Origin of the sequence: Streptomyces sp. 8K308, assembly GCF_004348315.1 — a bacterium.
Classification (GTDB): Bacteria; Actinomycetota; Actinomycetes; order Streptomycetales; family Streptomycetaceae; genus Streptomyces.
On sequence record NZ_SMKC01000065.1, the window covers coordinates 1 to 26,658 of the forward strand.

The 26,658-nt window shown below is 74.0% G+C and carries 23 protein-coding genes; 10 read left to right on the forward strand and 13 right to left on the reverse strand.

Annotation, left to right across the window (positions count from 1 at the left end; all coding sequences use genetic code 11):
* Window positions 1-102: 102 nt before the first annotated feature.
* The 3 genes from E1265_RS40275 to E1265_RS12540 all read left to right on the forward strand — a co-directional run bounded on the left by E1265_RS40275 (window position 103) and on the right by E1265_RS12540 (window position 3,123).
* Window positions 103-228: a hypothetical protein gene (locus tag E1265_RS40275; RefSeq protein WP_279571423.1), complete on the forward strand. Its 126-nt coding sequence runs from the start codon at window positions 103-105 to the stop codon at window positions 226-228.
* 102 nt (window positions 229-330) lie between these two features.
* Window positions 331-1,752 (forward strand): FGGY family carbohydrate kinase, encoded by a 1,422-nt coding sequence (locus E1265_RS12535; RefSeq protein WP_132930377.1) that lies wholly within the window; start codon window positions 331-333, stop codon window positions 1,750-1,752.
* A 153-nt stretch (window positions 1,753-1,905) separates the two neighbouring features.
* Window positions 1,906-3,123 carry an acyltransferase gene (locus tag E1265_RS12540; protein ID WP_132930378.1) on the forward strand — a complete coding sequence of 406 codons (1,218 nt, stop codon included), beginning with the start codon at window positions 1,906-1,908 and terminating at the stop codon, window positions 3,121-3,123.
* On the opposite strand, the gene E1265_RS12545 is transcribed toward E1265_RS12540, so the two are convergent.
* From E1265_RS12545 to E1265_RS12555, 3 genes are all read right to left on the reverse strand, one after another.
* The gene (locus E1265_RS12545) at window positions 3,111-4,058 is read right to left on the reverse strand and encodes an RNA polymerase sigma factor (protein ID WP_243740729.1); all 948 of its coding nucleotides are present in this window, start codon (window positions 4,056-4,058) and stop codon (window positions 3,111-3,113) included. The genes E1265_RS12540 and E1265_RS12545 overlap by 13 nt on opposite strands.
* A 452-nt stretch (window positions 4,059-4,510) precedes the next feature.
* Window positions 4,511-6,436 carry a DNA primase gene (gene dnaG, locus E1265_RS12550; protein ID WP_132930379.1) on the reverse strand — a complete coding sequence of 642 codons (1,926 nt, stop codon included), beginning with the start codon at window positions 6,434-6,436 and terminating at the stop codon, window positions 4,511-4,513.
* A 66-nt stretch (window positions 6,437-6,502) separates the two neighbouring features.
* Window positions 6,503-7,477 (reverse strand): WYL domain-containing protein, encoded by a 975-nt coding sequence (locus E1265_RS12555; RefSeq protein ID WP_132930380.1) that lies wholly within the window; start codon window positions 7,475-7,477, stop codon window positions 6,503-6,505.
* 99 nt (window positions 7,478-7,576) lie between these two features.
* Between E1265_RS12555 and E1265_RS12560 the strand changes: the two genes are divergently transcribed.
* Both E1265_RS12560 and E1265_RS12565 read left to right on the forward strand, forming a co-directional pair.
* A complete protein-coding gene (locus E1265_RS12560; protein WP_132930393.1) occupies window positions 7,577-7,972 on the forward strand; it encodes a RidA family protein in 396 nt (131 codons plus the stop codon).
* Between the two features lie 108 nt (window positions 7,973-8,080).
* Window positions 8,081-9,430 (forward strand): replication-associated recombination protein A, encoded by a 1,350-nt coding sequence (locus tag E1265_RS12565; protein WP_132930381.1) that lies wholly within the window; start codon window positions 8,081-8,083, stop codon window positions 9,428-9,430.
* Between the two features lie 6 nt (window positions 9,431-9,436).
* Here the strand turns inward: E1265_RS12565 and E1265_RS12570 are convergent, their stop codons facing one another.
* The 5 genes from E1265_RS12570 to E1265_RS12590 all read right to left on the reverse strand — a co-directional run bounded on the left by E1265_RS12570 (window position 9,437) and on the right by E1265_RS12590 (window position 15,847).
* Window positions 9,437-11,179 carry a pyruvate dehydrogenase gene (locus tag E1265_RS12570; protein ID WP_132930382.1) on the reverse strand — a complete coding sequence of 581 codons (1,743 nt, stop codon included), beginning with the start codon at window positions 11,177-11,179 and terminating at the stop codon, window positions 9,437-9,439.
* Between the two features lie 41 nt (window positions 11,180-11,220).
* Window positions 11,221-12,156 (reverse strand): nitroreductase family protein, encoded by a 936-nt coding sequence (locus E1265_RS12575; protein WP_243740725.1) that lies wholly within the window; start codon window positions 12,154-12,156, stop codon window positions 11,221-11,223.
* A 75-nt stretch (window positions 12,157-12,231) separates the two neighbouring features.
* Window positions 12,232-13,524, reverse strand: a complete 1,293-nt coding sequence (locus tag E1265_RS12580; RefSeq protein ID WP_132930384.1) for an FAD-dependent oxidoreductase — start codon at window positions 13,522-13,524, stop codon at window positions 12,232-12,234.
* A 136-nt stretch (window positions 13,525-13,660) separates the two neighbouring features.
* A complete protein-coding gene (locus E1265_RS12585) occupies window positions 13,661-14,953 on the reverse strand; it encodes a deoxyguanosinetriphosphate triphosphohydrolase (protein WP_132930385.1) in 1,293 nt (430 codons plus the stop codon).
* A gap of 135 nt (window positions 14,954-15,088) precedes the next feature.
* The gene (locus tag E1265_RS12590) at window positions 15,089-15,847 is read right to left on the reverse strand and encodes a sirohydrochlorin chelatase (RefSeq protein WP_132930386.1); all 759 of its coding nucleotides are present in this window, start codon (window positions 15,845-15,847) and stop codon (window positions 15,089-15,091) included.
* 152 nt (window positions 15,848-15,999) lie between these two features.
* Here E1265_RS12590 and E1265_RS12595 point away from each other — a divergent pair, with 152 nt between their 5' ends.
* Window positions 16,000-16,368, forward strand: a complete 369-nt coding sequence (locus E1265_RS12595; RefSeq protein WP_132930387.1) for a cupin — start codon at window positions 16,000-16,002, stop codon at window positions 16,366-16,368.
* 47 nt (window positions 16,369-16,415) lie between these two features.
* On the opposite strand, the gene E1265_RS12600 is transcribed toward E1265_RS12595, so the two are convergent.
* Both E1265_RS12600 and E1265_RS12605 read right to left on the reverse strand, forming a co-directional pair.
* Entirely contained in the window at window positions 16,416-17,390 is a 975-nt protein-coding gene (locus E1265_RS12600; protein ID WP_132930388.1) for a beta-ketoacyl-ACP synthase 3, read from the reverse strand.
* 185 nt (window positions 17,391-17,575) lie between these two features.
* Entirely contained in the window at window positions 17,576-18,508 is a 933-nt protein-coding gene (locus E1265_RS12605; RefSeq protein ID WP_132930389.1) for an AraC family transcriptional regulator, read from the reverse strand.
* 89 nt (window positions 18,509-18,597) lie between these two features.
* On the opposite strand from E1265_RS12605, the gene E1265_RS12610 reads away from it, so the two are divergent.
* Entirely contained in the window at window positions 18,598-19,434 is an 837-nt protein-coding gene (locus E1265_RS12610; protein WP_243740726.1) for an NmrA family NAD(P)-binding protein, read from the forward strand.
* An 876-nt stretch (window positions 19,435-20,310) separates the two neighbouring features.
* Here E1265_RS12610 and E1265_RS12615 read toward each other — a convergent pair.
* Complete coding sequence (locus E1265_RS12615; protein WP_243740727.1) at window positions 20,311-22,641, reverse strand: excinuclease ABC subunit UvrA; 2,331 nt, start codon at window positions 22,639-22,641, stop codon at window positions 20,311-20,313.
* Window positions 22,642-22,767: 126 nt separating this feature from the next.
* On the opposite strand from E1265_RS12615, the gene E1265_RS12620 reads away from it, so the two are divergent.
* Window positions 22,768-23,286: a GNAT family N-acetyltransferase gene (locus E1265_RS12620; RefSeq protein WP_132930390.1), complete on the forward strand. Its 519-nt coding sequence runs from the start codon at window positions 22,768-22,770 to the stop codon at window positions 23,284-23,286.
* A 231-nt stretch (window positions 23,287-23,517) separates the two neighbouring features.
* Here E1265_RS12620 and E1265_RS12625 read toward each other — a convergent pair whose 3' ends face one another.
* On the reverse strand, window positions 23,518-24,729 hold the full coding sequence (locus E1265_RS12625) for an MFS transporter (RefSeq protein WP_132930391.1): 1,212 nt from the start codon (window positions 24,727-24,729) through the stop codon (window positions 23,518-23,520).
* Window positions 24,730-24,785: 56 nt separating this feature from the next.
* Window positions 24,786-25,631 (reverse strand): NAD(P)H-binding protein, encoded by an 846-nt coding sequence (locus tag E1265_RS12630; protein ID WP_132930392.1) that lies wholly within the window; start codon window positions 25,629-25,631, stop codon window positions 24,786-24,788.
* Window positions 25,632-25,731: 100 nt separating this feature from the next.
* Here E1265_RS12630 and E1265_RS12635 point away from each other — a divergent pair, with 100 nt between their 5' ends.
* Together E1265_RS12635 and E1265_RS12640 are read left to right on the forward strand one after the other, a co-directional pair.
* Window positions 25,732-26,121, forward strand: a complete 390-nt coding sequence (locus tag E1265_RS12635; protein WP_132930396.1) for a helix-turn-helix domain-containing protein — start codon at window positions 25,732-25,734, stop codon at window positions 26,119-26,121.
* Window positions 26,122-26,289: 168 nt separating this feature from the next.
* Window positions 26,290-26,568, forward strand: coding sequence for a hypothetical protein (locus tag E1265_RS12640; RefSeq protein WP_243740728.1), 279 nt, complete (start codon window positions 26,290-26,292; stop codon window positions 26,566-26,568).
* Window positions 26,569-26,658 lie beyond the last annotated feature (90 nt).

Below are 26,658 nucleotides of genomic sequence, written 5' to 3' on the forward strand. Positions count from 1 at the left end.
GGGTGGGTGGGCGCGGCACGGCCGCAGGCCGACACGACCGCAGGGGCCTGACGGGCGGCGATGCCGCCCGTGACCCGGTGGTCTACGCCAAGCGCGTCGTGCGTGGGTCGGATCCGCGAGTTCGACGCGGTCGTCACCGACGACGGCCTCTCCCCCGCCGCCTGTGAGGCGCTGCGCCTGGAGGGCGTCGAGTTGCTGCTCACCGCCCCGGCCGACGAGGCCGAGTAAGGACGGGCCCGGGGCGACCGCCCGCTCGGAAGTGACCGGAGATCGTCACCGGAATGGCCATATGAACCGCCCAACGGGACGGATAGGGCATCATCTGGCCTCATGGGAATAGTCGCCGGCCTCGACAGCTCATCCACCCACACCCGCATCGTCGTCTGTGACCCGGAGACCGGACGGATCGTCCGGCAGGGGCAGGCCCCCCATCCGGATGACGAACCGACCCCCGGCACCTGGCTGTTGTCGCTCGGCGAGGCCGCCGACGGCGGGGTGCTCGAGGACGTCACGGCGATCGGGGTGACCGCGCAGCCGCTCGGCGTCGTCGCGTTGGACGCCGAAGGGCAGCCGGTGCGCCCCGCGCTCACCGGCGGCAACGAGGGGGCGCGCGCCGCGGCGCTCGGCCTGGTGGACGCGCTCGGCGGGCGCGCCGCGTGGGCCGAGGCGGTCGGCGCGGTCCCCCAGCCCGCGCACCCCGTCACGCAGTTGCGCTGGCTCGGGCGCGCCGAGCCGGAGGCGGCGCGGCGGGCCGTCGCCGTGCTCCAGGCCCAGGACTGGCTGGTCTGGCAGCTGCTCGGCCGGCCGGAGCGCAGGACCACCGACCGGGGCTGCGCCTCGGGCACCGGCTACTGGTCGGCGGTCTCCGAGTCCTGGCGCCACGAGCTGGCCGAGCTGGCGATCGGCCACCCCGTGGAGCTGCCCGACGTCCTCGGCCCGGCCGAGCCGGCCGGGCGCACCCCAGAGGGACTGCTGATCTCCGCCGGCACCGGCGAGACCCAGGCCGCCGCCTTCGGCCTCGGCGTCGGCCCGGGCGACGCCGTCGTCTCGCTCGGCGCCTCGGGGTCCGTGTGCGCCGTCCACGACGAGGCGCTCACCGACGCCGGCGGCACCATCACCTCCTACGCCGACGCCACGGGCCGGCACCTGCCGGTGGTGCGCACCCTCAACGCCACCCGGGTGCTGCGCGGCACCGCCGAACTGCTCGGCGTCGACCTGCCGGGGCTCTCCGAGCTCGCGCTCCGCTCCACGCCGGGCGCGCACGGCCTCGTGCTCCTGCCCTACCTGGCCGGCGAGCGCACCCCCGAACTCCCGCACGCCTCAGGGACGTTGACCGGTCTGCGGCGGGAGAGCATGAAGCCGGAGCACCTGGCGCGGGCGGCGTTCGAGGGCATGCTGTGCGGCCTCGCCGACGCCGGCGGCGTGCTGCGCCGGCGTGGGGTGGTGATCGAGCGGGTCTTCCTGCTCGGTCAGGCGGCGGAGTTGCCGGCGGTCAGGGCGCTGGCCCCGGCGCTGCTCGACGCCACGGTCGTGATCCCGGAGCCGGCCGACTACACGGCGCTCGGCGCGGCCCGCCAGGCCGCCTGGGCCCAGGGCGTCGAACAGGGCACGCTCACCGCCGACGAGCCGCCGGCCTGGCCGTCGGCCGCCGGCGAGACGCTCGATCCCGGCGACGAGACGCCGGTGGGCGCGACGGTGCGTCAGCAGTACGCGGCGGTGCGCGACGAGACGCACCCGGGCGCGTTCGACTGACCTCGATCCACCCTCGCCTCCGGTGTCGCACCGGTACCGCTCGTTGGGGTGGTTTAGGGTGCCCGGCGCCCGGCTCGGCGGTTCTCCTTGAAGAAGGTCGCACCGTCCGGCCCCGCGGCGCCGCGGGGCGTGAGCGCAAGAGGGGTCGTCTCGATGGCCGTCGTCCGTTCCACACGTCCGCCGGGTCTGCCCCGGCGCCTGCCGTCGCTGACCGGCGTGCGGTTCCTGGCCTGCGTCGCCGTCTTCGCGGCCCACGCGCTCGATGCGCCCAGGCTGTTCGCCGACCCCCAGCTACAACGTTTCTTCGGCGAGCTGGCCTCCACCGGCACGGTGGCCGTGACGCTGTTCTTCCTGCTCAGCGGCTTCGTGATGACCTGGACTGCAAAGCCGGGCGAGCCGGCCCGCCGGTTCTGGCGGCGGCGCCTGGTGCGGGTGGTGCCCAACCATCTGCTGTGCCTGGCGCCGGCGGCCGTCCTGGTGGCGGCCTGCGGGGTGGGCGCCCAGCTGACCGTCGGGGACGGCCCGTGGCATCCCGAGGCGGTGCTCGCCAACCTGTTCCTGGTGCACGTCTGGGTGCCGAGCAGCGACTTCATCGTCGCCGCCAACCCGGTGACCTGGTCGATGGCCTGCGAGGTGCTGTTCTACCTGCTGTTCCCGGTGCTGATCAGGTGGGTGCGGCGCATCCCGGCGGCCAGGCTCGGCGCCTGGGCGCTGGCGATGGTGGCCGCGGCGGCGAGCGTGCCCTGCGTGGCGCAGTGGCTGCTGCCGGCGCCCGCGCCGGTCGCGGGCATGCCGCAGATCTCCCTGGAGCAGTACTGGTTGGCGTACGTCTTCCCGGTCTCCCGGCTGCCCGAGTTCCTGCTGGGGATGCTGCTGGCCCGCCTGATCGCCGAGGGCTGGCGGCCGCCGCGGCTGCGGTACGTCGTCGCGCTGCCGTTCCTGACGATCGCGCTGACTCTCCAGATGCCGGCGGTCTTCACCTTCGGGCCGCTCTCGGCGGGACCGGTGGCGCTGGTGGTGGCCGCCCTCGCCCACCGGGACCTGCGGGGGGACGGGAGCTGGCTGAGCGGCGACCGGATGGTGGCGGCCGGGGAGCGCACCTACGCCTGCTACCTGAGCCACTACGTGGTGATCATGTATGTGACGCAGCTGGTCACCGGCCCCGGCGCGGCCTACGCGACCCCGGTCGCCTTCGGCTACGTGCTGCTGATGGCCGCCCTGACGCTGGCCGCCACCTGGGCCCTGTACCGCTTCGTGGAGCGGCCGGCGATGGAGCGTTGGGCGCGACCGCGCCCGCCGGCGGCGACCAGGCCCGCGGTCCCCGCCCCCGCGAGCGAGCCGGCCGGCAGCACGGCAGGTCAGTCCAGATAGCCGCGCAGCTGTTCGGCGTAGGCGTGGTCGCGGAGCTTGCTCAGCGTCTTGTGCTCGATCTGCCGGATGCGCTCCCTGGTGACGCCGAACAGCCGGCCGATCTCCTCCAGGGTGCGCGGCCGGCCGTCGAGCAGCCCGTAGCGCAGCTCCACGACCCGCCGCTCCCGGTCGCCGAGCGTGGAGAGCACGGCCTCCAACTGCTCGCGCAGCAGCAGGAAGGCGGCGGACTCGGCGGGCGACGGCACGTCGGCGTCCTCGATCAGGTCGCCCAGGTTGACGTCGTCCTCGTCGCCGACCGGTGCCTGGAGCGAGACCGGGTCCTGGGCCAGCCGCAGGATCTCGCTGACCCGGGCCGGGGTGAGGCCGAGCAGCACCGCGACCTCCTCGGGACGCGGCTCCCGGCCGCGCTCCTGGAGGATCCGCCGCTGTGCCCTGATGACGCGGTTGATCAGCTCCACGACGTGCACCGGCACCCGGATGGTGCGGGCCTGGTCGGCGATAGCGCGGGACATGGCCTGTCTGATCCACCAGGTCGCGTAGGTGGAGAACTTGAATCCCCGCGCGTAGTCGAACTTCTCGACCGCCCTGATCAGGCCGAGGTTGCCCTCCTGCACCAGGTCGAGCATGGTGAGGCCGCGCCCGATGTAGCGCTTGGCGACGGAGACCACCAGGCGCAGGTTGGCCTCGATGAGCTGCCGCTTGGCCAACCGGCCGCGCACGATGAGGCGGTCGAGGTCGAGCGCGAGCTGGTCGTCGAGGTCGACGCCGGACTCCAGCCGCTCCTCGGCGAACAGGCCGGCCTCGATCCGGCGGGCGAGCTCGACCTCGTCGGCCGCGGTGAGCAGCGGTATCCGGCCTATCTCGCGCAGGTACTGGCGGAAGAGGTCACCCGTGCCTGCGGTCACGCCGCCGGCGTCGAGCCGCTGGCGCGTCAGCGGCGGGGCCCCGGGGTCGGAGACGGCGGCCGGGGCCGCGCTGATGAGCGTCTGGGTCTGCACAGGGCGACCTCCAGTGATCGCGGCACGAGGAGAACACGCGGGGGAAACACGGGAAGAGCACGGGGAGAACACGAACAGACGGAACGACGGAGCGGCACCGCCCCCAGTGTGCGGTACGGCACACTCCGTCCACGAGGGTCGTGCGTGCCCTTTTTTGCCACTTGCCACTTGCCTCCGGCGGTTTGGCCGTTCGGCGGCGGGCGGCAGTTGGTACGGGCCGCCTCCGGCGGTTCGGCGAGCGCGGCTCGCGCGAGGCGCCGCCAGCGGCCTGGCACGGCCGCCGACGGCCGGCGCGGAGCGCCACCGACAGCCCGGCCAGCAACGGTCAGTGCGGGAGCACCCGGCGGTTCGGCGAGCGCGGCTCGCGCGAGGCGCGGCGTGGCGGGGAGTCAGAGCGCGGCGGTGCCGCGTTCGCGGAGGGCGGTTCGGTATTGGACGAGCGTCCACAGCTCCTGGCGGATGTCGGCGGCCGCCTGTGCGTTGCCGGACTGGGCCTCTGCGCGCCTGGCGCTCGACTCCAGGTCCTGGATGCGGCGGTTGACGGCCGCGAGCCGCACCTCGACGAGGTAGTGGCCGGCGAGGCGGTCGAGCTCCCGCTGCCGGCGGGACGCGACCACGGATTCGACGGCCAGCTCGTTGATCATGACGCGGACGGTGTCGTCGGGCGCGGCGTCGCGCAGTCGCTCCAGATAGCCGTCGTCGGCGGCGGTGACGCCGCCGGCCTCGGCGATCAGGCTCCGGATCAGCGCGTAGGGCGGCGCGGTGAACTCGTCCACGCCGTAGGCGTCGAAGGTCGGGGCGACCAGCTCGGGGAACTGGATGGCGAACTTCAGCAGCTCGCGCTCCTGGACGTACGCCGGACTACGCAGGTTGAGCGGGGGGCCGCCGCGCTGGGCGGGAGGCGCCGGGGTCGGCGCCGGCGTCGGCGCGGCGGAGGGCTGGGGCCCGGCCGCCGCGCCGGCGCGCTGCCGCTCGCGGCCCCAGCGGGCCAGCTGGCCGATGCGGCGGATCACGAACCGCTCGTCCGGGTTGCCCACGATGCCGGCGAGCCGCACCCCGTAGTCGTGTCGGATGGACGGGTCCTTGATCTGCGCGATCAGCGGGGCCGCGTGCTCCAGGGCGGCCGACCGGCCCTCCACCGTCTCCAGGTTGTGCCGGGCCGCGATGGAGCGCATGGCGAACTCGAAGAGCGGCGTGCCGGACTCGATCAGCTCGCGCACGGCCTCGTCGCCCTTGGCGAGCCGCAGCTCGCAGGGGTCCATGTTGTCCGGCGAGACGGCGATCGAGGTGCGGGCCGCGAACTTCTGGTCGTCCTCGAAGGCGCGCAGCGCGGCCTTCTGCCCGGCCGCGTCCCCGTCGAAGGTGAAGACGACCTCGCCGGCGCTGTGCGCGTCCGAGTTGTCCAGCAGGACCCGGCGGAGGATCTTGACGTGCTCGCCGCCGAAGGCGGTGCCGCAGGTGGCGATGGCGGTGGTGACGCCGGCCAGGTGGCAGGCCATCACGTCCGTGTACCCCTCGACGACGACCGCCCGGTTGCTCTTGGCGATGTCCCGCTTGGCCAGGTCGACGCCGTAGAGCACCTGGGACTTGCGGTAGATCGGGGTCTCAGGCGTGTTCAGGTACTTGGGGCCGTTGTCGTCGTCGCGGAGCCGGCGGGCGCCGAAGCCGATCACCTCGCCGGTGATGTCCCTGATGGGCCAGATCAGCCGGCCGCGGAAGCGGTCGATCGGGCCTCGCCTGCCGTCCTGAGCGATGCCGGACTGGATCAGCTCCTTGTCGGTGAAGCCGCGCCCGCGCAGGAAGCGGACCACGTGGTCCCAGCCGGCCGGGGCGTAGCCGACGCCGAAGTGCTGGGCGGCGGCCTGGTCGAAGCCGCGCTCGCCGAGGAAGCGACGGCCGATCTCGGCCTCGGGCGAGGCCAGTTGCTCCGCGTAGTACTGGGCGGCGACCCGGTGCGCCTCGATTAGCCTGGTGCGCTCGCCCTGCTGGCGACCGAGGCCGTATCCGCCCTGCTCGTAGCGGAGGGTGATGCCGGCCTGGGCGGCGAGCCGCTCGACGGACTCGGCGAACGACAGGTGCTCGATCTTCATGACGAAGGTGAGCGTGTCGCCGCCCTCCTGGCAGCCGAAGCAGTGGAACAGGCCCTTGCTCGGACTGACCTGGAACGAGGGCGACTTCTCGTCGTGGAAGGGGCAGAGGCCCTTCAGGTTCCCCCCGCCGGCGGGGCGCAGCTGAAGGTACTCGGAGACCACGGCGTCGATCGGGACCGCGTCCCTGACCGCCTTCACGTCCTCGTCGTTGATCCTGCCCGCCACGCCAGAAGTCTACGACCGGCCGCGGACAGCCGGACGCGGGCGGCGGCCCGCGGAAGGCGACCGCCGTCAGGGGGACGCTCCGTAGCGGGTGGCGATCGCGGCGGCGCGGTCGCACAGGGCGTCGCGCAACCACTGCGGGGCGAGGGCCTCCGCGTTCGTGGAGAGCTGCCACAGCGCCCATTCGGCGTGCCTCGCGTCCTGGAAGGTCACCTCGAGCCGCAGCCAGCCGTCCGCGTCGGCCTCCTCGGCGAGGACGGCCAGCGCGGTGCCCACCAGCTCCTCACGCCGCGCCGGGGCCACCCGCGCCAGCACGGTGACCTGGTCGCCGCCGGCCCGGAACCGGGTGCCGCGTTCCTGCCAGGCGCGGCCCAGATCGACCCGGTCCGGCCGCTGTGCCGGCTCGTCGAGCTCCTCGGCGGCCAGGATCCGGGACAGCCGGTAGGTGCGGTCCGCGCCAGACCGCGTGGCCAGCAGGTAGCCCTGGTCGCGCACGGTGACGAGGCCGATCGGGTCCACCGTGCGCCAGGTCGGGGTCCGGTCCACGGCCGCGTAGTGGATGCGCAGCTTGTGTCCGGCGAACACCGCGCGCCGGACCTCGGCCACGATGGCGTCGGGCACCTCCTCGGCATCCTGTCGACGCGACAGGAGGTCGGTCTCCGGGTCGATGAGCAGCCGCTGGGCGGCGCCGGCCGCGGTGGCCCGGTAGCTCTCGGGCAGCGCGTCGACCACCTTGCGCATGGCCGAGGCGAGCGCCGCGCCCAGGCCGAACACCTGCGCGCCGCGCCGGGATCCGGCGACCAGCAGGGCGAGTGCCTCGTCGTGGTTCAGTCCGGTGAGCTCGGTCTGGAATCCGGGCAGCAGCGCGAACCCGCCGTGCCTGCCGCGCTCGGCGTAGACCGGGACGCCGGCCGCGGACAGCGCCTCGATGTCCCGCAGCACGGTGCGGGTGGAGACCTCGAGCTCGCGGGCCAGCGCGGTCGCGGACAGCCGACCGTGCTGCCGCAGCAGCAGCACCAGCGATACCAACCGGTCGGCGCGCACCCGAAAACCCTACCGGAATACGTGACACAGGATGTCGTGTATTCCCTGGGAGGCTTCCACCACGACGTCAGAGACGAGACGAATGGAGCTGATGTGACCGTGGAGCGAACGGCGGTCAACCCCTGGCCGTGGTCGGTGGAGCTGGGCTACCACCAGGGCGAGGTCGTCTCCGGGCACACCCGGACCCTCTACTGCGCCGGGCAGACCGCGATGAGCGGCGACGGTCAGCCCCAGCACGCCGACGACATGGCGGCACAGCTGACGCTGAGCCTCGACAACCTGGAGGCCGTCCTCGACAACGCCGACATGTCCCTGGCCAACCTCGTCCGGCTCAACGTCTACACCACCGACGTCGACCTGCTCTTCCACCACTACGGCGTACTGGCATCACGGCTGGGCGCCGCCGGGGTCGCACCGACCACCACCATGCTCGGCGTGACCCGACTGGCCATCCCCACCCTGATGGTCGAACTCGAGGCAACCGCCGTCGCGTGACGCGACCTCGCCGCCTCCGCCTGCGGGAGCGTGTGTTCCCGTTGTCCGTCCGATGACAAGCCCGTGAGGGTCACGATGAGTGGTTCCGAGTTCGATCGCGGTGGCGGGATGACCGCCGAGGTGGAGGGGCTGTTCACGTTGCCCGCGTCCGCCCCTCCGCCTCCGGAGCGGGTGCGGGCCACCGCGCCGTTGGCGGTGCGGATGCGGCCGCGCACGCTCGACGAGGTCGTCGGCCAGGCGCACCTGCTGGGTCCAGGTGCGCCGCTGCGGCGGCTGTTGGAGGGCGGGGCGGCGGCGTCGGTGGTGCTCCACGGCCCGCCGGGCACCGGGAAGACCACGATCGCGCGGCTGCTCGCCACCGGCGGGCCCCGGCACTTCGTGGCCCTCTCGGCGCTGTCAAGCGGCGTCAGGGAGCTGCGCGAGGTCATCAACGACGCGCGCCGTCGCCGCGCCCGACACGACCAGGAGACCGTGCTGTTCGTCGACGAGGTGCACCGCTTCTCCAGGACGCAGCAGGACGCGCTGCTCGGCGCCGTCGAGGACCGGCTCGTGCTGCTGGTGGCGGCCACGACGGAGAACCCGTCGTTCTCGGTGGTCTCGCCGCTGCTTTCGCGGTCGCTGGTGTTGCGGCTCAGGTCGCTGACCGAGGACGAGGTCCGCGGGCTGCTGCGCCGGGCGGTGATGGATCGGCGCGGCCTCGGCGGCTCGGTCTCGCTGTCGGCCGAGGCCGAGGACGCGCTGGCGCGCCTCGCCGCCGGGGATGCCCGCCGTGCGCTGACCGCGCTGGAGGCGAGCGCTGACGGGATGGCGGACACGGGCGGCTCGGTGATCGACGTGCCGGCCGTGGAGCGGGCGGTCACCGAGGCCACCGTGCGCTACGACCGGCAGGGCGACCAGCACTACGACGTCATCAGCGCGTTCATCAAGTCGATCCGCGGCTCGGACCCCGATGCCGCGCTGCACTACCTGGCCCGCATGCTGGTGGCCGGGGAGGACCCGCGGTTCATCGCGCGGCGGCTGCTGGCGCACGCCAGTGAGGACGTCGGCCTCGCCGATCCCACCGCGCTGCAGGCCGCCGTCGCCGCGGCCCAGACCGTCGAGCTGATCGGGATGCCAGAGGCCCGTCTCGCCCTGGCGCAGGCCACCGTGCACCTGGCCACGGCGCCGAAGTCGAACGCGATCATCGTCGGGATCGACGAGGCCATGGCCGACGTCCGCGCCGGTGCCGTCGGTGCCGTGCCCGCCCATCTGCGGTACGGCCGCTACGCGGGCGCCGAGAAGCTGGGCAACGCGGTCGGCTACCGCTACCCCCACCGCACCCCGGACGGAGTCCTGGAGCAGCAGTACCCGCCGGACGCGCTGGTGGGGAGGGACTACTACCGCCCCACGCGGCACGGCGGGGAACGCGCCCTGCGCGAGCGCCTCGCGCGGCTCCGCCGCACCGTCCGCGGCGGGTAACCGCGCCTACGGGCGCGGAATGTTGCGGAGGTTGGAGCGGGCCAGCTGCGTCATCCGGCCGACGCCGCCGGCCAGCACCATGCGGCTGGCGGAGAGGGCGAAGCCGGTGACCATCTCGGCCTTGATCTTGGGCGGGATGGACAGCGCGTTGGGGTCGGTGACGACGTCGACCAGGGCCGGGCCGCGGTGGCGGAACGCGTCGCGCAGCGCGCCGCGCACCTCCTTGGGCTTCTCGACGCGGATGCCGTGGGCGCCGGCGGCGTTGGCGATGGCGGCGAAGTCGGGGTTGCGGTTGGTGGTGCCGTAGGCCGGCAGCCCGGACACCATCATCTCCAGCTCGACCATGCCGAGCGAGGAGTTGTTGAAGAGGACCACCTTCACCGGCAGGTCGTACTGGACCAGGGTGAGGAAGTCGCCCATCAGCATGGCGAATCCGCCGTCGCCCGACATGGAGACGACCTGCCGGCGGCGGTCGGTGAACTGGGCGCCGATGGCCTGGGGCAGGGCGTTGGCCATCGAGCCGTGGCTGAAGGAGCCGATCACCCGGCGGCGGCCGTTGGGGGTGAGGTAGCGGGCGGCCCAGACGTTGCACATGCCGGTGTCGACGGTGAACACCGCGTCGTCGGCGGCCTCCTCGTCGAGCACGGAGGCCACGTACTCGGGGTGGATCGGCACGTGCTTCTCGACCTTGCGGGTGTAGGCCCGCACGACGCCCTCCAGCGCCTCCGCGTGCCTGCGCAGCATCCGGTCGAGGAAGCGGCGGTCCTTCTTCTCCTTCACCCGCGGGGTGAGGCAGTCCAGGGTCTCCTTGACGTCGCCCCAGACGGCGAGGTCGAGCGTGGAGCGGCGGCCCAGGTGCTCGGGGCGCACGTCGACCTGGGCGATCCGCACGTCGTCGGGGAGGAAGGCGTTGTACGGGAAGTCGGTGCCGAGCAGGATCAGCAGGTCGCACTCGTGGGTGGCGTCGTAGGCGGCGCCGTAGCCGAGCAGCCCGCTCATGCCGACGTCGTACGGATTGTCGTACTGGATGAACTCCTTGCCGCGCAGCGCGTGGCCGATGGGCGACTTAACGCGCTCGGCGAAGCGCATCACTTCGGCGTGCGCGCCGGCCGTGCCGCTGCCGCAGAAGAGGGTGACGCGGCGGGCCTGGTCCACCATCCTGGCGAGCGCGTCGATCTGCTCGTCCGAGGGGCGGACGGCCGGGCGGCTGGTGACCAGGGCGTGTTCCTCGGCGCGCTCCGGCACCTGTTCCGCGGCGATGTCACCGGGCAGCGCGACGACGCTGACGCCGCCGCGGCCGATGGCGTGCTGGACGGCGGTCTGGAGGACGCGCGGCATCTGGCGGCGGTTGGAGATCAGCTCGCAGTAGTGGCTGCACTCGCGGAACAGCTGGTCGGGGTGGGTCTCCTGGAAGTAGCCGGTGCCGATCTCGGAGCTGGGGATGTGGGAGGCGAGCGCGAGCACCGGGGCCATCGAGCGGTGCGCGTCGTAGAGGCCGTTGATGAGGTGGAGGTTGCCCGGGCCGCAGGATCCGGCGCAGGCGGCGAGCCGGCCGGTGACCTGGGCCTCGGCACCGGCCGCGAAGGCGGCGGCCTCCTCGTGTCTGACCTGGATCCACTCGATGGCGGAGTTGCGGCGGACGGCGTCCACCACGGGGTTGAGGCTGTCGCCGACGACGCCGTAGAGCCGGCGCACACCGGAGCGGACCAGGATGTCGACGTACTGCTCAGCCACGGTCTGTTTGGCCATAGGGAGAACCTACCCCCGATGACCCGAAGTCGCCCGATATGTCAGTCGATGTGGAGCACCTGGGAGACCGGGCGGCGCGGGGTGGCGGGCACCGGCGGGCCGTAGCCGAGGCGCAGCACGACGTGCACCTGGCCCATCGAGGACAGCGGGTCGCGGACGGTCCAGCGCAGGTCGGACCACTCGACGGCCTCGGAGCTGAGCGCGGTGGAGAGCCCCTCTCGGGTGGCGAGCAGCAGCACCCGCTCCAGGGCCTGGCCGGCCCTGATCCAGTCGCTCGGCCGGTCCTCCGCGGTGCCGAGCAGGGCGAGCTGCGGGGACTCCTCGTACTCGGTGGCGGTGGTGTCGTGGAGCTCGGCGGGGACGGGGCGGCCGGTGAAGTCGTGCCCCGGCGGGGTCTCGGTCCACTCGGAGAGCTCGGCGGAGCGGCCGGGGTCGGCGAGGTCACGGCCCTCGGCGTCGTGGATCAGGTCGAGCACGGTCTCGGTGTGCCAGGACGAGGGGAAGTGCAGCTGGGCGCCCTCGCGTCGGGCGGCGTCCCGCAGGTGGGCACGGACGGGGTCGGGGACGCGCTGGCCGCCGAAGGGGAGCCGGCTGGTGCGGCGGCGGTGTATGACGTCGTAGAGCTCGCCGAGCCCGGACTCAGGACCTTCCCGGCCGCCGGCGCCGGGCCGCAGCGTGACGGTGGCGAGCAGGCGGGGGTCGTAGCGGTCGGGCAGCAGGGCGGTGTCGGCGTCGAGGGCGGCGTGGGCGGCGGCGACGCGGAGGTTGAGCAGGGCGGCGCCGCAGCCCATGTGCAGCGCGCGCCCATGCGGGTCGGAGTGCGGCAGGGCGTGGTCGAGGGCGGCGCGGACCTGCACCACGCCGCTCCCACTGAGGTAGCGGAAGCGCCAGGGCTGGGCGTTGTGCAGGGAGGGCGCGGCCGTGGCCGCCCTGATCAGGGAGGTCACGGTCTGCTTTCCCGGGGTGTTCGCCCGCACCCGGCTCCTTCCGCCTCTGTCCGGAGCGCCGCCGCTCATCACCTTTCACCCGATTTACCCTATAAGCGTTCTTTTTCAGGCTAGCTCATCGGGGACTCTCTCGCCGAGGAGCGAGGTCAGCGGCGTCTCGGAGTCGGCGAGCGCCTCGGCGTCCACCGGCTCGGGCGACCTGACCAGGCGCTGGATGGGGTCGGTGACGTCCCAGATGTTCACGTTCATGCCGGCGAGCACCCGGCCCTCGCGCAGCCAGAAGGCGAGGAAGGCGCGCTTGTCCACGTCCCCGCGGTACACGACCTGGTCGTAGTCGCCGGGCGGTGCCCAGCCCGAGTACTCGAGGCCGACGTCGTACTGGTCGGTGAAGAAGTACGGCACCCGGTCGTAGGAGACCTGCTGGCCCAGCATGGCGCGGGCCGCGGCCGGGCCCGAGTTGAGCGCGTTGGCCCAGTGCTCCACCCGGCGCCGGTCGCCGGCTCCGCCGGGCAGGGCGACCGAGGCCACGTCGCCCGCGGCGAAGATCAGCGGGTCGCTGGTGCGCAGCGCGGTGTCCACGGCGATGCCGCCGCCCTCGGCCCGGTCGACGAGCGCCAGGCCGGCGGCCTCGGCCAGGGCGGTGCGGGGCGCGGCGCCGATCGCGGCGAGCACGGCGCGGGCCGGCAGCTCGCGGCCGTCGTCGGTGCGCACCGAGGCGACCATGCCGTCCCGGCCGGTGATCTCCACCAGCTGGGAGCCGAAGACGAACCGGACGCCGTGCTCGAGGTGCAGGTCGGTGAAGAACCGGCCGAGCTCGGGGCCGAGCACGCGGTGCAGGGGGGTGGGCTCCGGCTCGACGACGGTGACCGGCACGCCGAGGCTCCGCGCGGCGGCGGCGACCTCGAGGCCGATCCAGCCGGCGCCGGCGATCACCAGGCCCGCGTCGCCCCCCGAGGGGCCGCCGGTCAACACGCCGCGCAGGTGGTCGGCGTGCGCCAGCCGGCGCAGGTGGTGCACCCCGGCCAGGTCGGTGCCCGGGACGTCGAGCCGCCGCGGTTCGGCACCGGTGGCCAGCAGCAGCGCGTCGTAGGACAGCCGGGTGCCGTCGCCGAGCCGCACCTCGCGGGCCTGGCGGTCGATGGCGACGGCGGGCTGCCCGAGGTGCAGCTCGACCCGGTGGTGCGCGTACCAGGAGGGCTCGTGCACGTAGACGCTGTCCCGCTCGGCGCGGCCGACGAGGTAGTCCTTGGAGAGCGGGGGCCGCTCGTAGGGGTGCTCGTGCTCGTCGCCGATCAGTATCACCCGCCCGGAGAACCCCTCCTCCCGCAGCGTCTGGGCCGCCTTGGCCCCGGCGAGGCCGCCGCCGATGATCAGAAACGTCCGGTGTGCTCCGTCCACGCAACGCCTCCCGAGCGTCTGCCTGCCGCTCCCCGCGCGATCCGGGGGCGGATTCCCCAGGAGACTGCCCCGACCAGGGGGCCCCGCAAAAGGGCGGCGACGAAAAGAGGGCCGTACCCGCCCGGGGCGCCTCGCATCACACGGGGGAGCGTCCCCCGGGCGTGAGCCGCGCGTGGAGGGAGCGCGCGGCGGCGTCGGTGAGCGCGGCGATCTGGTCCACCACCACCCGCAGCCGCTCCCGGTCGTCGCCGGCGGCGGCGAACAGCGCCCGGTACTGCGGGTCGAGCCCCTCGGGGGCGCGGGCGAGCAGGGCCTCGCCGAGCTCGGCGAGCAGCTCGCGCTGCCGGCCCCGCAGCCGCTCCTGGTCGGGGCGCTGCATCACGTGGACGTCGGCGACGGCCTTGAGCACCGCGCACTCGAGGCGGGTGGCGGGCGGGACGACGAGCTCGGCGGCGTAGCGGCGCAGCGGCCCGGGGCCGAACCGCTCGCGGGTGGCGTGCTCGGCGGCCAGGCAGAACCTACCGATCAGCTGGCTGGTGGCGTCCTTGAGCCGGGCCAGGGCGCGGGCGCTGCCGTCGTAGCCGTGCGGCCACCACTCCTGGGCGAGCAGCCGGTCGAGGGCGGCGGCGAACTCGTCCTCGGCCGTGCCGTCCGGCGCGTAGCGGGCGGCGGCGACGGCGAACACCTCGCGGCGCTCGGCATCGGCCAGCAGCAGCGCGGGGTCGAGGTGGCCGGCGTGCAGCCCGTCCTCGACGTCGTGCACGGAGTAGGCGACGTCGTCCGACCAGTCCATGACCTGGGCCTCGAAGCAGCGGGCGCCGTCGGGCGCGGCGCCGTGCCTGAGCCAGTCGAAGACGGGCAGGTCGTCCGCGTAGACGCCGTACTTGGGCGAGTCGGGCCTGGTGGGGTGGGCGCCGCGCGGCCAGGGGTACTTGGTGGCGGCGTCCAGGGTGGCGCGGGTGAGGTTGAGGCCGAGCGGGTGGCCGTCCTTCTCCCGCAACCGTTTGGGTTCGAGCCTGGTCAGCAGCCGCAGCGACTGGGCGTTGGCCTCGAAGCCGCCGGCGGAGGCGGCGATGACGTCGAGGGCGCGCTCGCCGTTGTGGCCGAACGGCGGGTGGCCGAGGTCGTGGGCCAGGCAGGCGGCCTCCACGATGTCGGGGTCGCAGCCGAAGGCGGCGCCGAGGTCCCGGCCGATCTGGGCGCACTCCAGGGAGTGGGTGAGCCGGGTGCGCGGGGCCGTGTCCCACAGGTGGCGGCGGTCGGCGGCGTCCGGGGTGACGACCTGCGTCTTGCCCGCGAGCCGGCGCAGCGCGGCCGAGTGCTGGACGCGGGCCCGGTCGCGCTGGAATGCGGTGCGGCCCGGGCGCTTGTCGGGCTCCGGGTCGTACCGTTCGGCGTCGGCGGCCGCGTATCCACTCGCGTGGTGCATGCCTCCGACCTTAGGCCCTCCGGGCCTGGCCGGCGGTTCACGGTGGATCGGCGAGCGCGGCGTGCGGCCGTCGGTGTGCCGCTCCGCGGCGTGCGGCGGTGCGGGGTCCCCCGCCGGCGGGGCCTGGCCGACGGGTCAGGGCGCGAAGGCGAGGCTGGCGTGGCGTGCGCCGCCCGGCAGGCCGGCCGCCGTCCTCGGGACGCCGACGGCGCGGTCGTAGCGGTGCAGCAGCAGCCTGGCCAGCGCGGGGTGGTTGCCGAGCGGCGCGGCGACCACGCCGGGCGCGGCCTCGGCGCAGCGGGTGGCGAAGAGGCCGGGCGCGACGAAGCAGGAGGCCACGGCGATCTCGCGGTGCCCGGCCTCGCGCAGCCTCGCCACCGCCTCGGGGACGGTGGGCCGGGCGGCGGAGGCGTACCCGGGCAGCACGGGAACCCCGCCGAGGCGGGTGGCGAGCATCTGCGCGGTGTACTCGGTGCCGGCGCTCGACTCGGGGTCGTTGGAGCCTGCCGCGGCCAGCACCACGGGGGTGCCGCGGCGGTAGCCGGCCTCGACGAGCCGGCTGTGCAGGGCCTCGGCGAGCAGCGGGTGCGGGCCGAGCGTGGCCGCGGTGCGGGTGCGCAGGTGGGAGGCGTCGGCGAGCACGGACGGGATGTCGTGCTTGACGTGGTAGCCCCGGCTGAACAGCAGCGGCACGAGCACGGCCCGGCCGCGCAGCCTGGCCAGGGTGTCGGCAAGCAGCGGCCGGTCGTTCTCCAGGTGGCCGAGTTCGACGCGCAGCCCGGGGCGCAGCGCGCGGACGCGCCGGATCAGGGCGCGCACGGCCTGTTCGGCGCGGGGGTCGGGGGAGCCATGGGCGACGGCGACCAGGGTCGGCTGGGTGCGGGTGCTGCTCATGCCGCCAGCGTGAGCCCGTTCCGTTGCGGCTGTGTTGCTCCGGCGTCACCAATGGCCACCCGGTTGCTCACCGTCCACTCGGCGGCGGGTTGAGCGGCGGGTTGAGCGGCGCCTGGAGTTGCGGGGAGCGTGCCGCCCGGCAGCATGGAGGCATGGACGACCTCACCGAGCTGACCGAGCGCCATCTGGCCCTGGCGCACGCCGCTGAGCACGGCCGCAGCGCCCACCTGTTCCTGCGTGACGGGCCGCTGCGGCAGAGCGTGATCGCGCTGACCGCCGGGGCGGAGCTCGAGGAGCACGCCGCCCCGCCCGCGGCCAGCCTCCAGGTGCTGCGCGGCCGGGTGCGGCTCATCGCCGCCGAGGGCGACGTGGAGTTGCGCTCCGGCCAGCTGATGAAGATCCCGCAGACCCGGCACGGGCTGCGGGCGCTTGACGACTCGGTGGTGCTGCTGACCTCGGTGACGGCCAGCCCGGAGCCGGTCGTCGTATACGACACCCGGCGTGAGCGCCACCCCGCGTAACGGCCGGCGGCGCGGTCACATGCGGGACGAGTTCCGCCTCTACTCTTTCAGCCGCGAGCCAGTCCATTCAGTGTGATGATCTGACCGGCATAGGCGAGGCCGGCGCCGAATCCGAAAAGCAGTACACCTTCGTCATCGGCGACGGGACGCTTTTCACTCATGCGAGACAACGCCAACGGAATGGTGGCCGCCATCGTGTTTCCGGTGTCGACGACATCGGTGGCCACGTAGTTCTCCTCGCCCAGCTTGAGATGGGCCGCGAGCGCGTTGATGATGCGCAGGTTCGCCTGGTGGGGGATGAAGGCCGCGAGCTGGTCAGGCGCGATGCCCGCCCGGTCGCAGATCCGGCGCGCCATCGGGCCGAGCCCGCTGGCCCAGCGGTAGACCGCGGGACCGTTCTGCCGGAGCACGCCGTCGGCCGCGTCGATCATGATCAGCTCGCTGCGCTCGCCGGCCGACCCCCACAACACCGGGCCGATGGCCGGCCGTTCTGCCGGCTGGAGCAGGGCGGCGCCGGCGCCGTCCGCGAACAGCACGGCGGTGTCGCGGTCGGCCCAGTCGAGGAAGGCGCTCGCCTTGTCCGCGCCGATGACCAGGGCGCCCCGGCTGGCCCCGGTGCGGATCAGCGAGTCGGCAGTGGCCAGTGCGTAACAGAAGCCGGCGCAGGCGGCGTTGACGTCGAACGCGGCGGGCTCTGGGAGGCCGAGCCGGCCGGCGACCCGGGTCGCGACGCTCGGCATCGTGGAGTCGGGCGTCGAGGTGGCCACGAGCACCGTGTCGACGGTGCCGCTCGGCAGCTTCGCCAGCGCGTGCCGGGCGGCCGCGGTCGCCAGGTCCACGACGGTCTCGCCCTTGTCCGCGACGCGGCGCTCCCTGATGCCGGTTCTTGACACGATCCATTCGGCGTCCACGGTGAGCCTGGACGCGACTTCCTCGGAGGTGAGGACGGTGGCCGGGAGATAATGCCCGAGGGAAACGATCCGCGCCCCCGGGGCCGCAGGGGAAAGTGCGATGGTCGCCATTATGTTCAATTTCCTGTCAGAGACAGCGTCCGAGATCCAGCCGACTATATCTGGCGTGCTCGTGCTGCCCAGCAGAAGGATTCCCGAGTTCGGTCACGGCGCCGGCGAATCCCTGGCGAATCCCCGCGTAAATCGCCGGAGGATCGGCAGATGGTCGGCGGATGATCGGCCGCCTTCGACGACCGTCACACCCCGTCACGGAGCTGGCTCGGGCTGATCCCGCGCTCGCGCTTGAACGCGGTGCTGAGCGCGAACGCGCTGCCGTACCCCACCCGCCGCGCCACCGACTCCACGGTGGCGTCCGCCGCGCGCAACAGCTCGGCCGCCATGTCGAGCCGCAGGGCGGTGAGATGGGCCATGGGCGGCTCCCCCACCAGCGCCGTGAACCGACGGCCGAGGGCGGCCCGCGACGCCCCGGCGCGGGCGGCGAGCGAGGCCACGGTCCACGGGTGCGCCGGGTGGTCGTGCATCAGGCGCAGCGCCTTCCCCACCACGGGATCACCGTACGCCCGGTACCAGGCGGGCGCCTCGGCCTCCGGTCGGGCGAACCAGGCGCGCAGCGCGGAGATCACCAGCAGGTCGAGCACCCGGTCGAGCACCACCTCCTGCCCGGGCTCGTCGCGCACGATCTCGGCGGCGAGGACCGGCATCAGCGGGCAGTCCCACTCGGCCTCCCGCACCACCGCCACCGGCGGCAGCGCCCGCAGCAGCCGGCCGGTGACCTCGCCGGGCAACTGGTAGGTGCCGACCAGCAGTTCGGTCGCGCCCTCGCCGCCGGAACCCCACGTGCGCACGCCCCGGTCGAGGGCGTCGCACAGGTCCTCGCCGGTGGGGCTGACCCCGCACCCGCCGGGCTCGATGAACGCCTGCGGCGCGGTGGCCGGATCGTCCGCCACCAGATAGCTCGCGGCGCCGCCGAGCACGGCGAGGTCGCCGCGCCCCAGCCGGACCGGCTCGCCGCCCTCGGGCACCAGCCAGGTGAACCCGCGCGTCACGCACACCACGGTCAGCGGCGCCCGGTCGCGCACCAGCACGCCCCACGGCGGGTCGAGCAGCACCCGCATCAGGAAGGCGCCGCGGGCGCGCGGCCCCGCCAGCAGGCTGCCCAGTGCGTCCATGTGACCAGCCTAGACGGGTGAGACGGCCGCTTATGCGGGCGAGCCGTTGAACGATGTCCGCCGGCCGCGGGGCCCGGTGGGATGGACCTATGACCGAGCCCATCATGGAGAACAACGACGTCCTGATCCTCGGCGGCACCGGCAAGACCGGCCGCCGCGTCGCCCGCCTGCTGCCCGGGGCGCGGGTCGGCTCCCGCGCCGGCGCCCCGCCGTTCGACTGGACCGACCGCGCCACCTGGGAGCCGGTGCTGACCGGCGTCCGCGCCGCCTACCTCGCCTACTACCCCGACATCACCGTGCCCTGGGCCGCCGAGGTGCTCGGCGCCCTCGCCGAGCGGGCGACCCGCGCCGGGGTCGAGCGCCTGGTGCTGCTCTCGGCGCGCGGCCTGCCGGCGGCCGAACCCGCCGAGCGGGCGGTACGGGAGGCCGGCACCGGCTGGACGATCCTGCGGGCGAGCTGGTTCTGCCAGAACTTCAGCGAGGAGTTCCCGGTCACCGGGGTGCGCGAGCGCGACGAGGTGCTGCTGCCGGCGGCGCCCGACACGGTGGAGGCCTTCGTCGACGCCGACGACATCGCGGAGGTCGCGGCGGCGGCCCTGACCCGGGCCGGCCTCGACGGGCGGATCCTGGAGCTGACCAGCGCCCGCGCGCTGACCCTGGCCGAGTCGGCGGCGGAGCTGAGCAAGGCCGCCGGCCGCGAGATCCGCTACCGCGAGGTCGCGCCGGAGGCCTACGCCGCGCACCTGACGGCCGAGGTCGGTCTCTCCCCCGAGGAGGCCGGCATGCTCGCCGAGCTCTTCCGCGAGGTGCTCGACGGCCGCAACGCCGCCGTCACCGGCGATGTCGCCGAGGTACTCGGCCGCCCGGCCCGCGACTTCGCCGACTACGCCCGCGAGACGGCTTCGGCCTGGCGGCCCGCCGCGTAGCGGGCCTGCCGGCCTGCCGCGTAGCGGGCCTGCCGGCCTGCCGGCTCGAAGGGTCGCGGGGTGCGGACCGCCCCGCGTCCCTCGGCCCGTGGTCTGCCCCGCAAGCCGCCTGGCTCTGAGCCCGCCAAGCGCCACCCGGGCCACGGCCAGGACGACGCGGCGCACACCGGCACACCCTGAACCGGCGGACCCGAGCCCGGCGCGGGCGCCCACGCACGGGCACCGGCCGCGCCGAGCCCGCCGGCCAAGGCCGCACGCCGGCGCGCGAGCGGACGGCCCCGGACGGCGCGGGCGCCGACGACCGTGCCCAAGGCGCCGCAGCGCCTGGGCAGGAGCCGCCATCACGCAAGCGGGCCAGGCCCGACGATTCCGTGGCCGGGTCCGCCGCGGACCGCGAGACCGGCGCGGAGAGCCCGACCTCGCCCGCCAACGCGCGGCGCCGGCGCGGAGCCGCGGGATGACCACGCCGCCGCCGAACCGTCGGTGGCGGCCCGCGCCTACGGCGCCCGCTCCGCGGCGGCGGACCCCCGCCACGAGGAGCCGGCAGGCGCCGGCAAGCACTGACGCGTACCCCGGCGCCGGCTTTGCCGCGCGACGCCCGGCAGGCCGCGCGCCCACCGCCGGCACGAGAAGCCGGTGGAGGCCGCCCGGGCCCGCGGCGGGCCGGCCCCGGCGGCCTGACACCACGGCCGGCCGATCCGTTCGGAGCCGGCAGGCACCGGGCCCGGCCGGGTCGGGCGCCACGCTCGGGCCCGCGGGCCGGGGCCGCGTGAGCACGCCCCCACCGGTCGGGCGGACCTCAGCCCCGCAGGGCCGTGCGGCTGCGGGGCCGGCCCTCGCGTGCCACCGGCTCCCACACGCGAAGTGCCCGACGGCCTAACGCCCTTCGGACCGGTAGGCCGGCAGGCCGGTCACGTACTCGCGGAGGTGACGCCCGGTCAGGGTCTCGCCATTGGCGACGAGTTCGTCCGGCGTGCCGGTGAAGACGATCTGGCCGCCGTCGTGGCCGCCACCGGGACCGAGGTCGATGATCCAGTCGGCGTGGGCCATCACGGCCAGGTGGTGCTCGATGACGACGACCGTGTTGCCGTCGTCCACCAGCCGGTCGAGCAGCGCGAGCAGCTTGTCGACATCGGCCATGTGCAGCCCCGTGGTCGGCTCGTCGAGTACGTAGACGCTGGACCGCTCGGCCATCTGGATGGCCAGCTTGAGGCGTTGCCGCTCGCCGCCCGAGAGGGTGTTGAGCGGCTGGCCGAGCCGCAGGTAGCCGAGCCCCACGTCGACCATCCGGCCCAGGATGGCCCGGGGTTGGCCCTCGGTGAAGAACGCGTGCGCCTCGGTGACCGACATCTCGAGCACCTGGTGGATGTTTCGGCCGCGCAGCGTGTACGCCAGCACCTCGGGGGTGAAGCGCCGGCCCTCACACCGCTCGCAGACGGACGCCACCCCCGCCATCATCGCCAGGTCGGTGTAGACGAGGCCGATGCCCGCGCAGTTGGGGCAGGCCCCGGCCGAATTGGCGCTGAACAGCGCCGGCTTGACGCCGTTGGCCTTGGCGAAAGCGTTCCTGATCGGCCCCAACAACCCCGAGTAGGTGGCCGGGTTGCTCCGCCGTGAGCCACGGATCGGGGACTGGTCGGCGACGGCGACCCCGTCCCGACTGGCCAGGTAGCCGTGGATCAGCGAGCTCTTGCCGGAGCCGGCGACCCCGGTGACGACGGTGAGCACGCCGAGTGGCACGTCCACGTCGACGCCCTTGAGGTTGTGCAGGTCGGCGCCCTTGATGCCGATGTGGCCGGCCGGGGTGCGGACCTTGGTGCGCAGCGCGGCCCGGTGCCCGAGGTGGCGGCCGGTGAGCGTGTCCGATGCGGCGAGCCCGGCGACGTCGCCGGTGTAGCAGATCGTCCCGCCGTGTTCGCCCGCGCCCGGGCCGAGGTCGACGACGTGGTCGGCGATGGCGATGACCTCGGGCTTGTGCTCGACCACCAGCACCGTGTTGCCCTTGTTCCGCAGCCGCAGCAGCAGGTCGTTCATCCGCTGGATGTCGTGCGGGTGCAGGCCGGTGGTCGGTTCGTCGAAGACGTAGGTGACGTCGGTGAGCGAGGAGCCGAGGTGGCGGACCATCTTGACGCGCTGCGCCTCGCCGCCGGAGAGGGTGGCCGACGGCCGGTCGAGGGAGAGGTAGCCGAGGCCGATCTCGACGAGGGACTCGAGGAGTTGGCCGAGGCTGGCGAGCAGCGGCGCGACCGAGGGATCGGATATGCCGCGCACGAACTCGGCGAGGTCGCTGATCTGCATGGCCGAGCACTCGGCGATGTTGCGGCCGGCGATCCGGGAGGACAGCGCGTCCTGGCTGAGCCGGCTGCCGCCGCAGGCCGGGCAGTCGGTGAAGACGACGGCCCGGTCGACGAAGGCGCGGATGTGCGGCTGCATGCTCTCGCGGTCCTTGCCGAGCCACAGCCGCCTGATCTTGACCACCAGGCCCTCGTAACTGATGTTGCTGGTGCCGACCCTGAGCTTGGTGGGCGCCTTGTACAGGAGGTCCTGCCACTCCGTCTCGGTGAAGTCGCGCAGCTTCTTGTCCGGGTCGTAGAGGCCGGAGCCCGCCATCACCTGCCAGTACCAGGAGTCCACCTGGAAGTTGGGCACGGTGATGGCGCCCTCCTTGAGCGAGAGGTCGCGGTCGACGAGCTGGTCGACGTCCATGTCGGTGACCTGGCCGAGGCCCTCGCAGTCGGGGCACATGCCCTCGGGGCTGTTGAAGCTGAAGTGGGTGGCGGTGCCGACGTGCGGGGTGCCGAGCCGGCTGAAGACGATCCGCAGCATGGTGTAGGCGTCGGTGGCGGTGCCCACGGTGGAGCGGGAGTTGGCGCCCATCCGCTCCTGGTCGACGACGATGGCGGCGCTGAGGTTGTGCAGCCCGTCCACGTCGGGCCTGGCCTGGCTCGGCATGAGGGACTGGAGGAACGCCGTGTAGGTCTCGTTGATCAGCCGCTGCGACTCGGCGGCGATGGTGCCGAAGACGAGCGAGGACTTGCCGGAGCCCGAGACGCCGGTGAACACGGTCAGCCGGCGCTTGGGGATGTCGACCGAGACGTTCCGCAGGTTGTTCTCGCGGGCGCCGCGAACCTGGATGACCGTGTGCCCGTCGGCCTCGGTCTGCTGGGCCCCGAAGGCGCTGGACTGCGACAGCTGCTCTGCGGACACGCGATTCCCCCTTGGGTGACGGAAGCCTGGATCCAAACTTCGTACAGTGTACCCAATAATCACCCGCCGCCGGCCGCCGGTGCCCCCGCCCGGCGCGCGTCAAGCGCGTTTTCCTACAGTGCGGGAATGCACGACTCACGCGACATCAGGCCGGCACGCGCCGCCGACCTGGAGGCCATCGCCGCGATCTTCACGCACTACGTCACCAACACCGTCGTGACCTTCATGGAGACCCCGCCGACCACCGCCGACTGGGAGCGCAAGCTCGGCGACCTCACGGCGCGCGGCCTCCCCTTCCTGGTCGCCGAGGCGCCAGGCGGCGAGGTCGCCGGCTTCGCCTACGCCAGCCCCTGGCGCGCCCAGCACGCCTACCGGCACACCGCGGAGAACTCGATCTACCTCGCCCCTGACCACACCGGCAAGGGCCTCGGCAGCCGGCTCCTCGAGGCCCTGCTCGCCGCCTGCGCCGAGGCCGGCGTCCGGCAGCTGATCGCCGTGATCGCCGACGCCGGGGACAACGCGGCCTCCCCGGCGCTGCACCGCAGGTACGGCTTCACCGACGCCGGCCGGCTGACCGCCGTGGGCGTCAAGCACGGCCGCTGGCTTGACACCATCCTGATGCAGCGCGACCTGCGGGCGGCGTAGCCGCCGATCGAGCGCCGCATGACCGTGCGCCCGGCGGAACCGCCGCACGTGACGCCACGTGCCCCGACCGGGCGCCGGCACCGGCGGCGCCACGATCGCTGCCCCAAACCGGTCCACGCGCTACCCGCGTCCGGCCTGGCTCGCCCAGGGGCGGGAGGCGAGGGCGATAGACGCAGCCGCCGGCGCGGCCGTCGCGGGACCGGGCACACCCGGCGGACCAGGCGCGGAGCGCTACCCGCGGCCGGCCCGCCTCACCCACGGGCGCGAGACCAGGGTGACGGCGATCGAGGCCGTGGCCAGGGCGGCCATCGCGGGTCCCGGTCCCGACCACTGGGCCACGCCGCCGGCAAGGGCCGCGCCGAGGCCCTGGCAGGTGAGCCGGCCGGCCGACTCCACGCCCTGAGTCTGCCCGCGCACCGCCTCGGGCGTCAGCGCGAGCAGCCGTTCCTGGAGCGCGAGGGAGGCGGAGAACCCGGCGCCGGCCGCGAACACCCCGCCGGCCAGCAGCCACAGCGGCGGGTGGAGGGCGAAGAGCAGGAAGGGGGCGGCGAGCAGCAGCCGCATGGGGAGCGCGAGCCGCCACCGCAGCTCGGCGGTGAACAGCCGCCCCACCGCCAGGTCGCCGAGCAGCATCCCCGCCGAGGAGGCGGCGAGCAGCACGCCGGCCCGCTCCGCGGCGTAGGCGATGAACAGCGCCTCGCAGCCGACCACGAGGCCGTTGGGCACCCACAGGTTCAGCAGCAGCGCTCGCCGCCCGGGGTGCGAGAACAGCTCGACGTTGGCGCGCCAGGTCGCGCGCGGCCCGGGGCGCCGGGTGATCCTGATCGAGTGCTCGCGGACGGTGGCCGCCACCACGAGCAGCGCGAGGCCGGTCAGCGCCGCCGCGACCACGAACACGCCGTGCGGGCTCAGCCGGCGCAGCAGCAGCGCGCCCACCGCGTAGCCGAGGATCATCACCCCGCCCGAGGTGACGTTGACCAGCGAACGGGCCAGCGCGTAGCCGGAGTCGGGCACGATCTCGGCCAGCAGGCCCATCCGGGTGCCGGTGCCGAGGGACTGGAAGAAGCCGAGCGTCAGCAGCAGGCAGAACCGCGCGCCGAGCGGCAGCCCCGGCACGGCCTGCGCCGCCATCCCGGCCAGCGAGAGCAGGTGCAGCGCGACCAGCGTGCGGCGCGGGTGCCGGCCGTCCGCCACCGACATCAGCGTCAGGGCGCCGAGCACGGTGGCGAACGTGGCACCGTACATGCTGACGGCGGTGAGGAACGGGGAGCCGGTCCGGTCGTCGACGAGGGTGCCGAGCGCGAAGCCGGAGAGGGTGCTCGCCGCGACGGTCAGGGTGAAGCCGAGGAAGAGTCCCGCGAACTCGCGGTCACGCAGCAGCGCCCGGTAACCGGCCGCCGTGGGTTGGTCGTTGATCGAAGAAGTCTTGAAGGAAGAAGCCATGAAAAAAGCCTTCGGCCGCCCCGTGTCACGGAACGCCGAAGGCGAATGGGCGAATTCTAGCGGAAGGCCCCGATGTTGCGTTCGGCCCACTCGGCGAAGGAGCGGGGCGCGCGGCCGAGGACCCGCTCGACGTCCGGGCTGAGCCGCAGTTCGGCGGCGTTGGGCTCGCCGAGGATGGAGAGCGTGGTCGCCACCACCGGCTCCGGCATGAACGTGGCCATCCGCGCGTGCGCCTCCGCGCGGGTCAGCTCCACGAACCGCACCGGCTCGCCGAGGGCCGCGCCGATCGCCTCGGCCTGCTGCCGGGGCGTGACGGTCGCCGGCCCGGTCAACTCGTAGACCTGTCCCGCGTGTTCGTCCTTGCGTAGGGCCAGGGCCGCGACCTCGGCGATGTCCGCCGGGTCGATCACCGGCAGCCCGACGTCGCCGAACGGCGCGGCGACGGTCCGCTCGGCGCGCACCGACTCCGCCCAGGCGAAGGCGTTGGAGGCGAAGCCGCCGGGCCGCAGGATCGTCCAGGCCAGGCCCGAGTCGCGCACGGCGTCCTCGACCGCCCGCATCGTGCCGCCGTGCGAGGGCGAGTCCGGCCTGCTGACCACGCCCTGCGAGGAGAGCCGCACCACCCGCCGGACGCCGGCCGCCCGGGCGACTGCCAGGACGGCGTGCGGGTCGAGGCCAGGGCCACCCGCGCCGCCGTCGTGCAGGAAGAGCGCCTCGGCGCCGTCGAGGGCGGGCCGCAGGCTCTCCGGACTCGCCAGGTCCGCCCGCACCGCCCGCGCCCCCTCCGGCACGTCCAACCCGGCGATCCCGCGCGCCACGGCCGTCACCGACTCCCCGGCCTCCGCCAGGGTCCTGACCAGCCACCGGCCGACGTTGCCGGTCGCTCCCGTCACCACGATCATGTTCGACTCCCGCGTCTTCCCTGTGATTTCTCGCGACACGAGGGACGCTAACAGCCTCGATATAGTAGGTACCTACAGGAAAGTGACTATCTCAGAGGGGATGTCCGCCGTGCAGACCGAGTCAAGAACGACCGACCCCGAGCTGGCCTGCCCGATCTCCCCGGTCGTGGACATCGTCTTCAGCCGGTGGACCACGCCGATCCTCTGGTCGCTCCACGCCTTCGGCCGCCAGCGGTTCGTCGAGCTGGAGCGGCGCATCGCGGGCATCACCCCCAAGGTGCTCACCCAGCGCCTGCGCCAGCTGGAGCGCGACGGCCTGGTCGTGCGCACCTACCACCCCGAGGTGCCGCCGCGCGTCGAGTACGAGATCAGCGAGCTCGGCCTCAGCCTCGCCCCGCTCTTCGCCCACCTCGCCGAGTGGGCCACCGACAACCTCGACCACGTCGAGCGCGCCCGCGAGGAGTACGACGCGGCCGGCTCGCCACGCTGACGCCCGCGCCGGGCGGTCAGTCGACGTCGTCGCCGAACTCTTCCCCGAAGGCCGCGCCGAGCGCGGCGGCGATCAGTCCCGGCAGGTCGGGCCGCACGCCCACCCCAACGGCGCGACCGTCGAGGACGAGGTGTTCGTCGAACCGGCGTCTCCGTCTTCCCCGGAGCGGTGGCCGGCGCCGGCTCCGAGCTGCGGATCAACAGCGTGCTGCACGTCAACTCCCGGTTCGCGCCCGGCACCGTCGTCCCCATCGGCTGGATCGCCGCCGGCGACCCGGCGCGGCTCTTCTCCCCCGACCAGGCCGAGGAGTGGTGGGAGACGCAGCGGACCCTCGACTTCCCCGGCACCGTCTACGGGGTGCCGCGCGGCACGTCGATGCGGGAGATGATGGCCCGCCAGACGGAGTACTACGGCGCGCACCGGGAGGACCGGGTCATCGATGAGTGAACTCGAAACCGTCGTCCACGAAGGCCAGTTCCACCGCGTGGAGATGTACGCCGACCACGTGGTCTGCCACCCCCGCACCCCCGGTGCCGC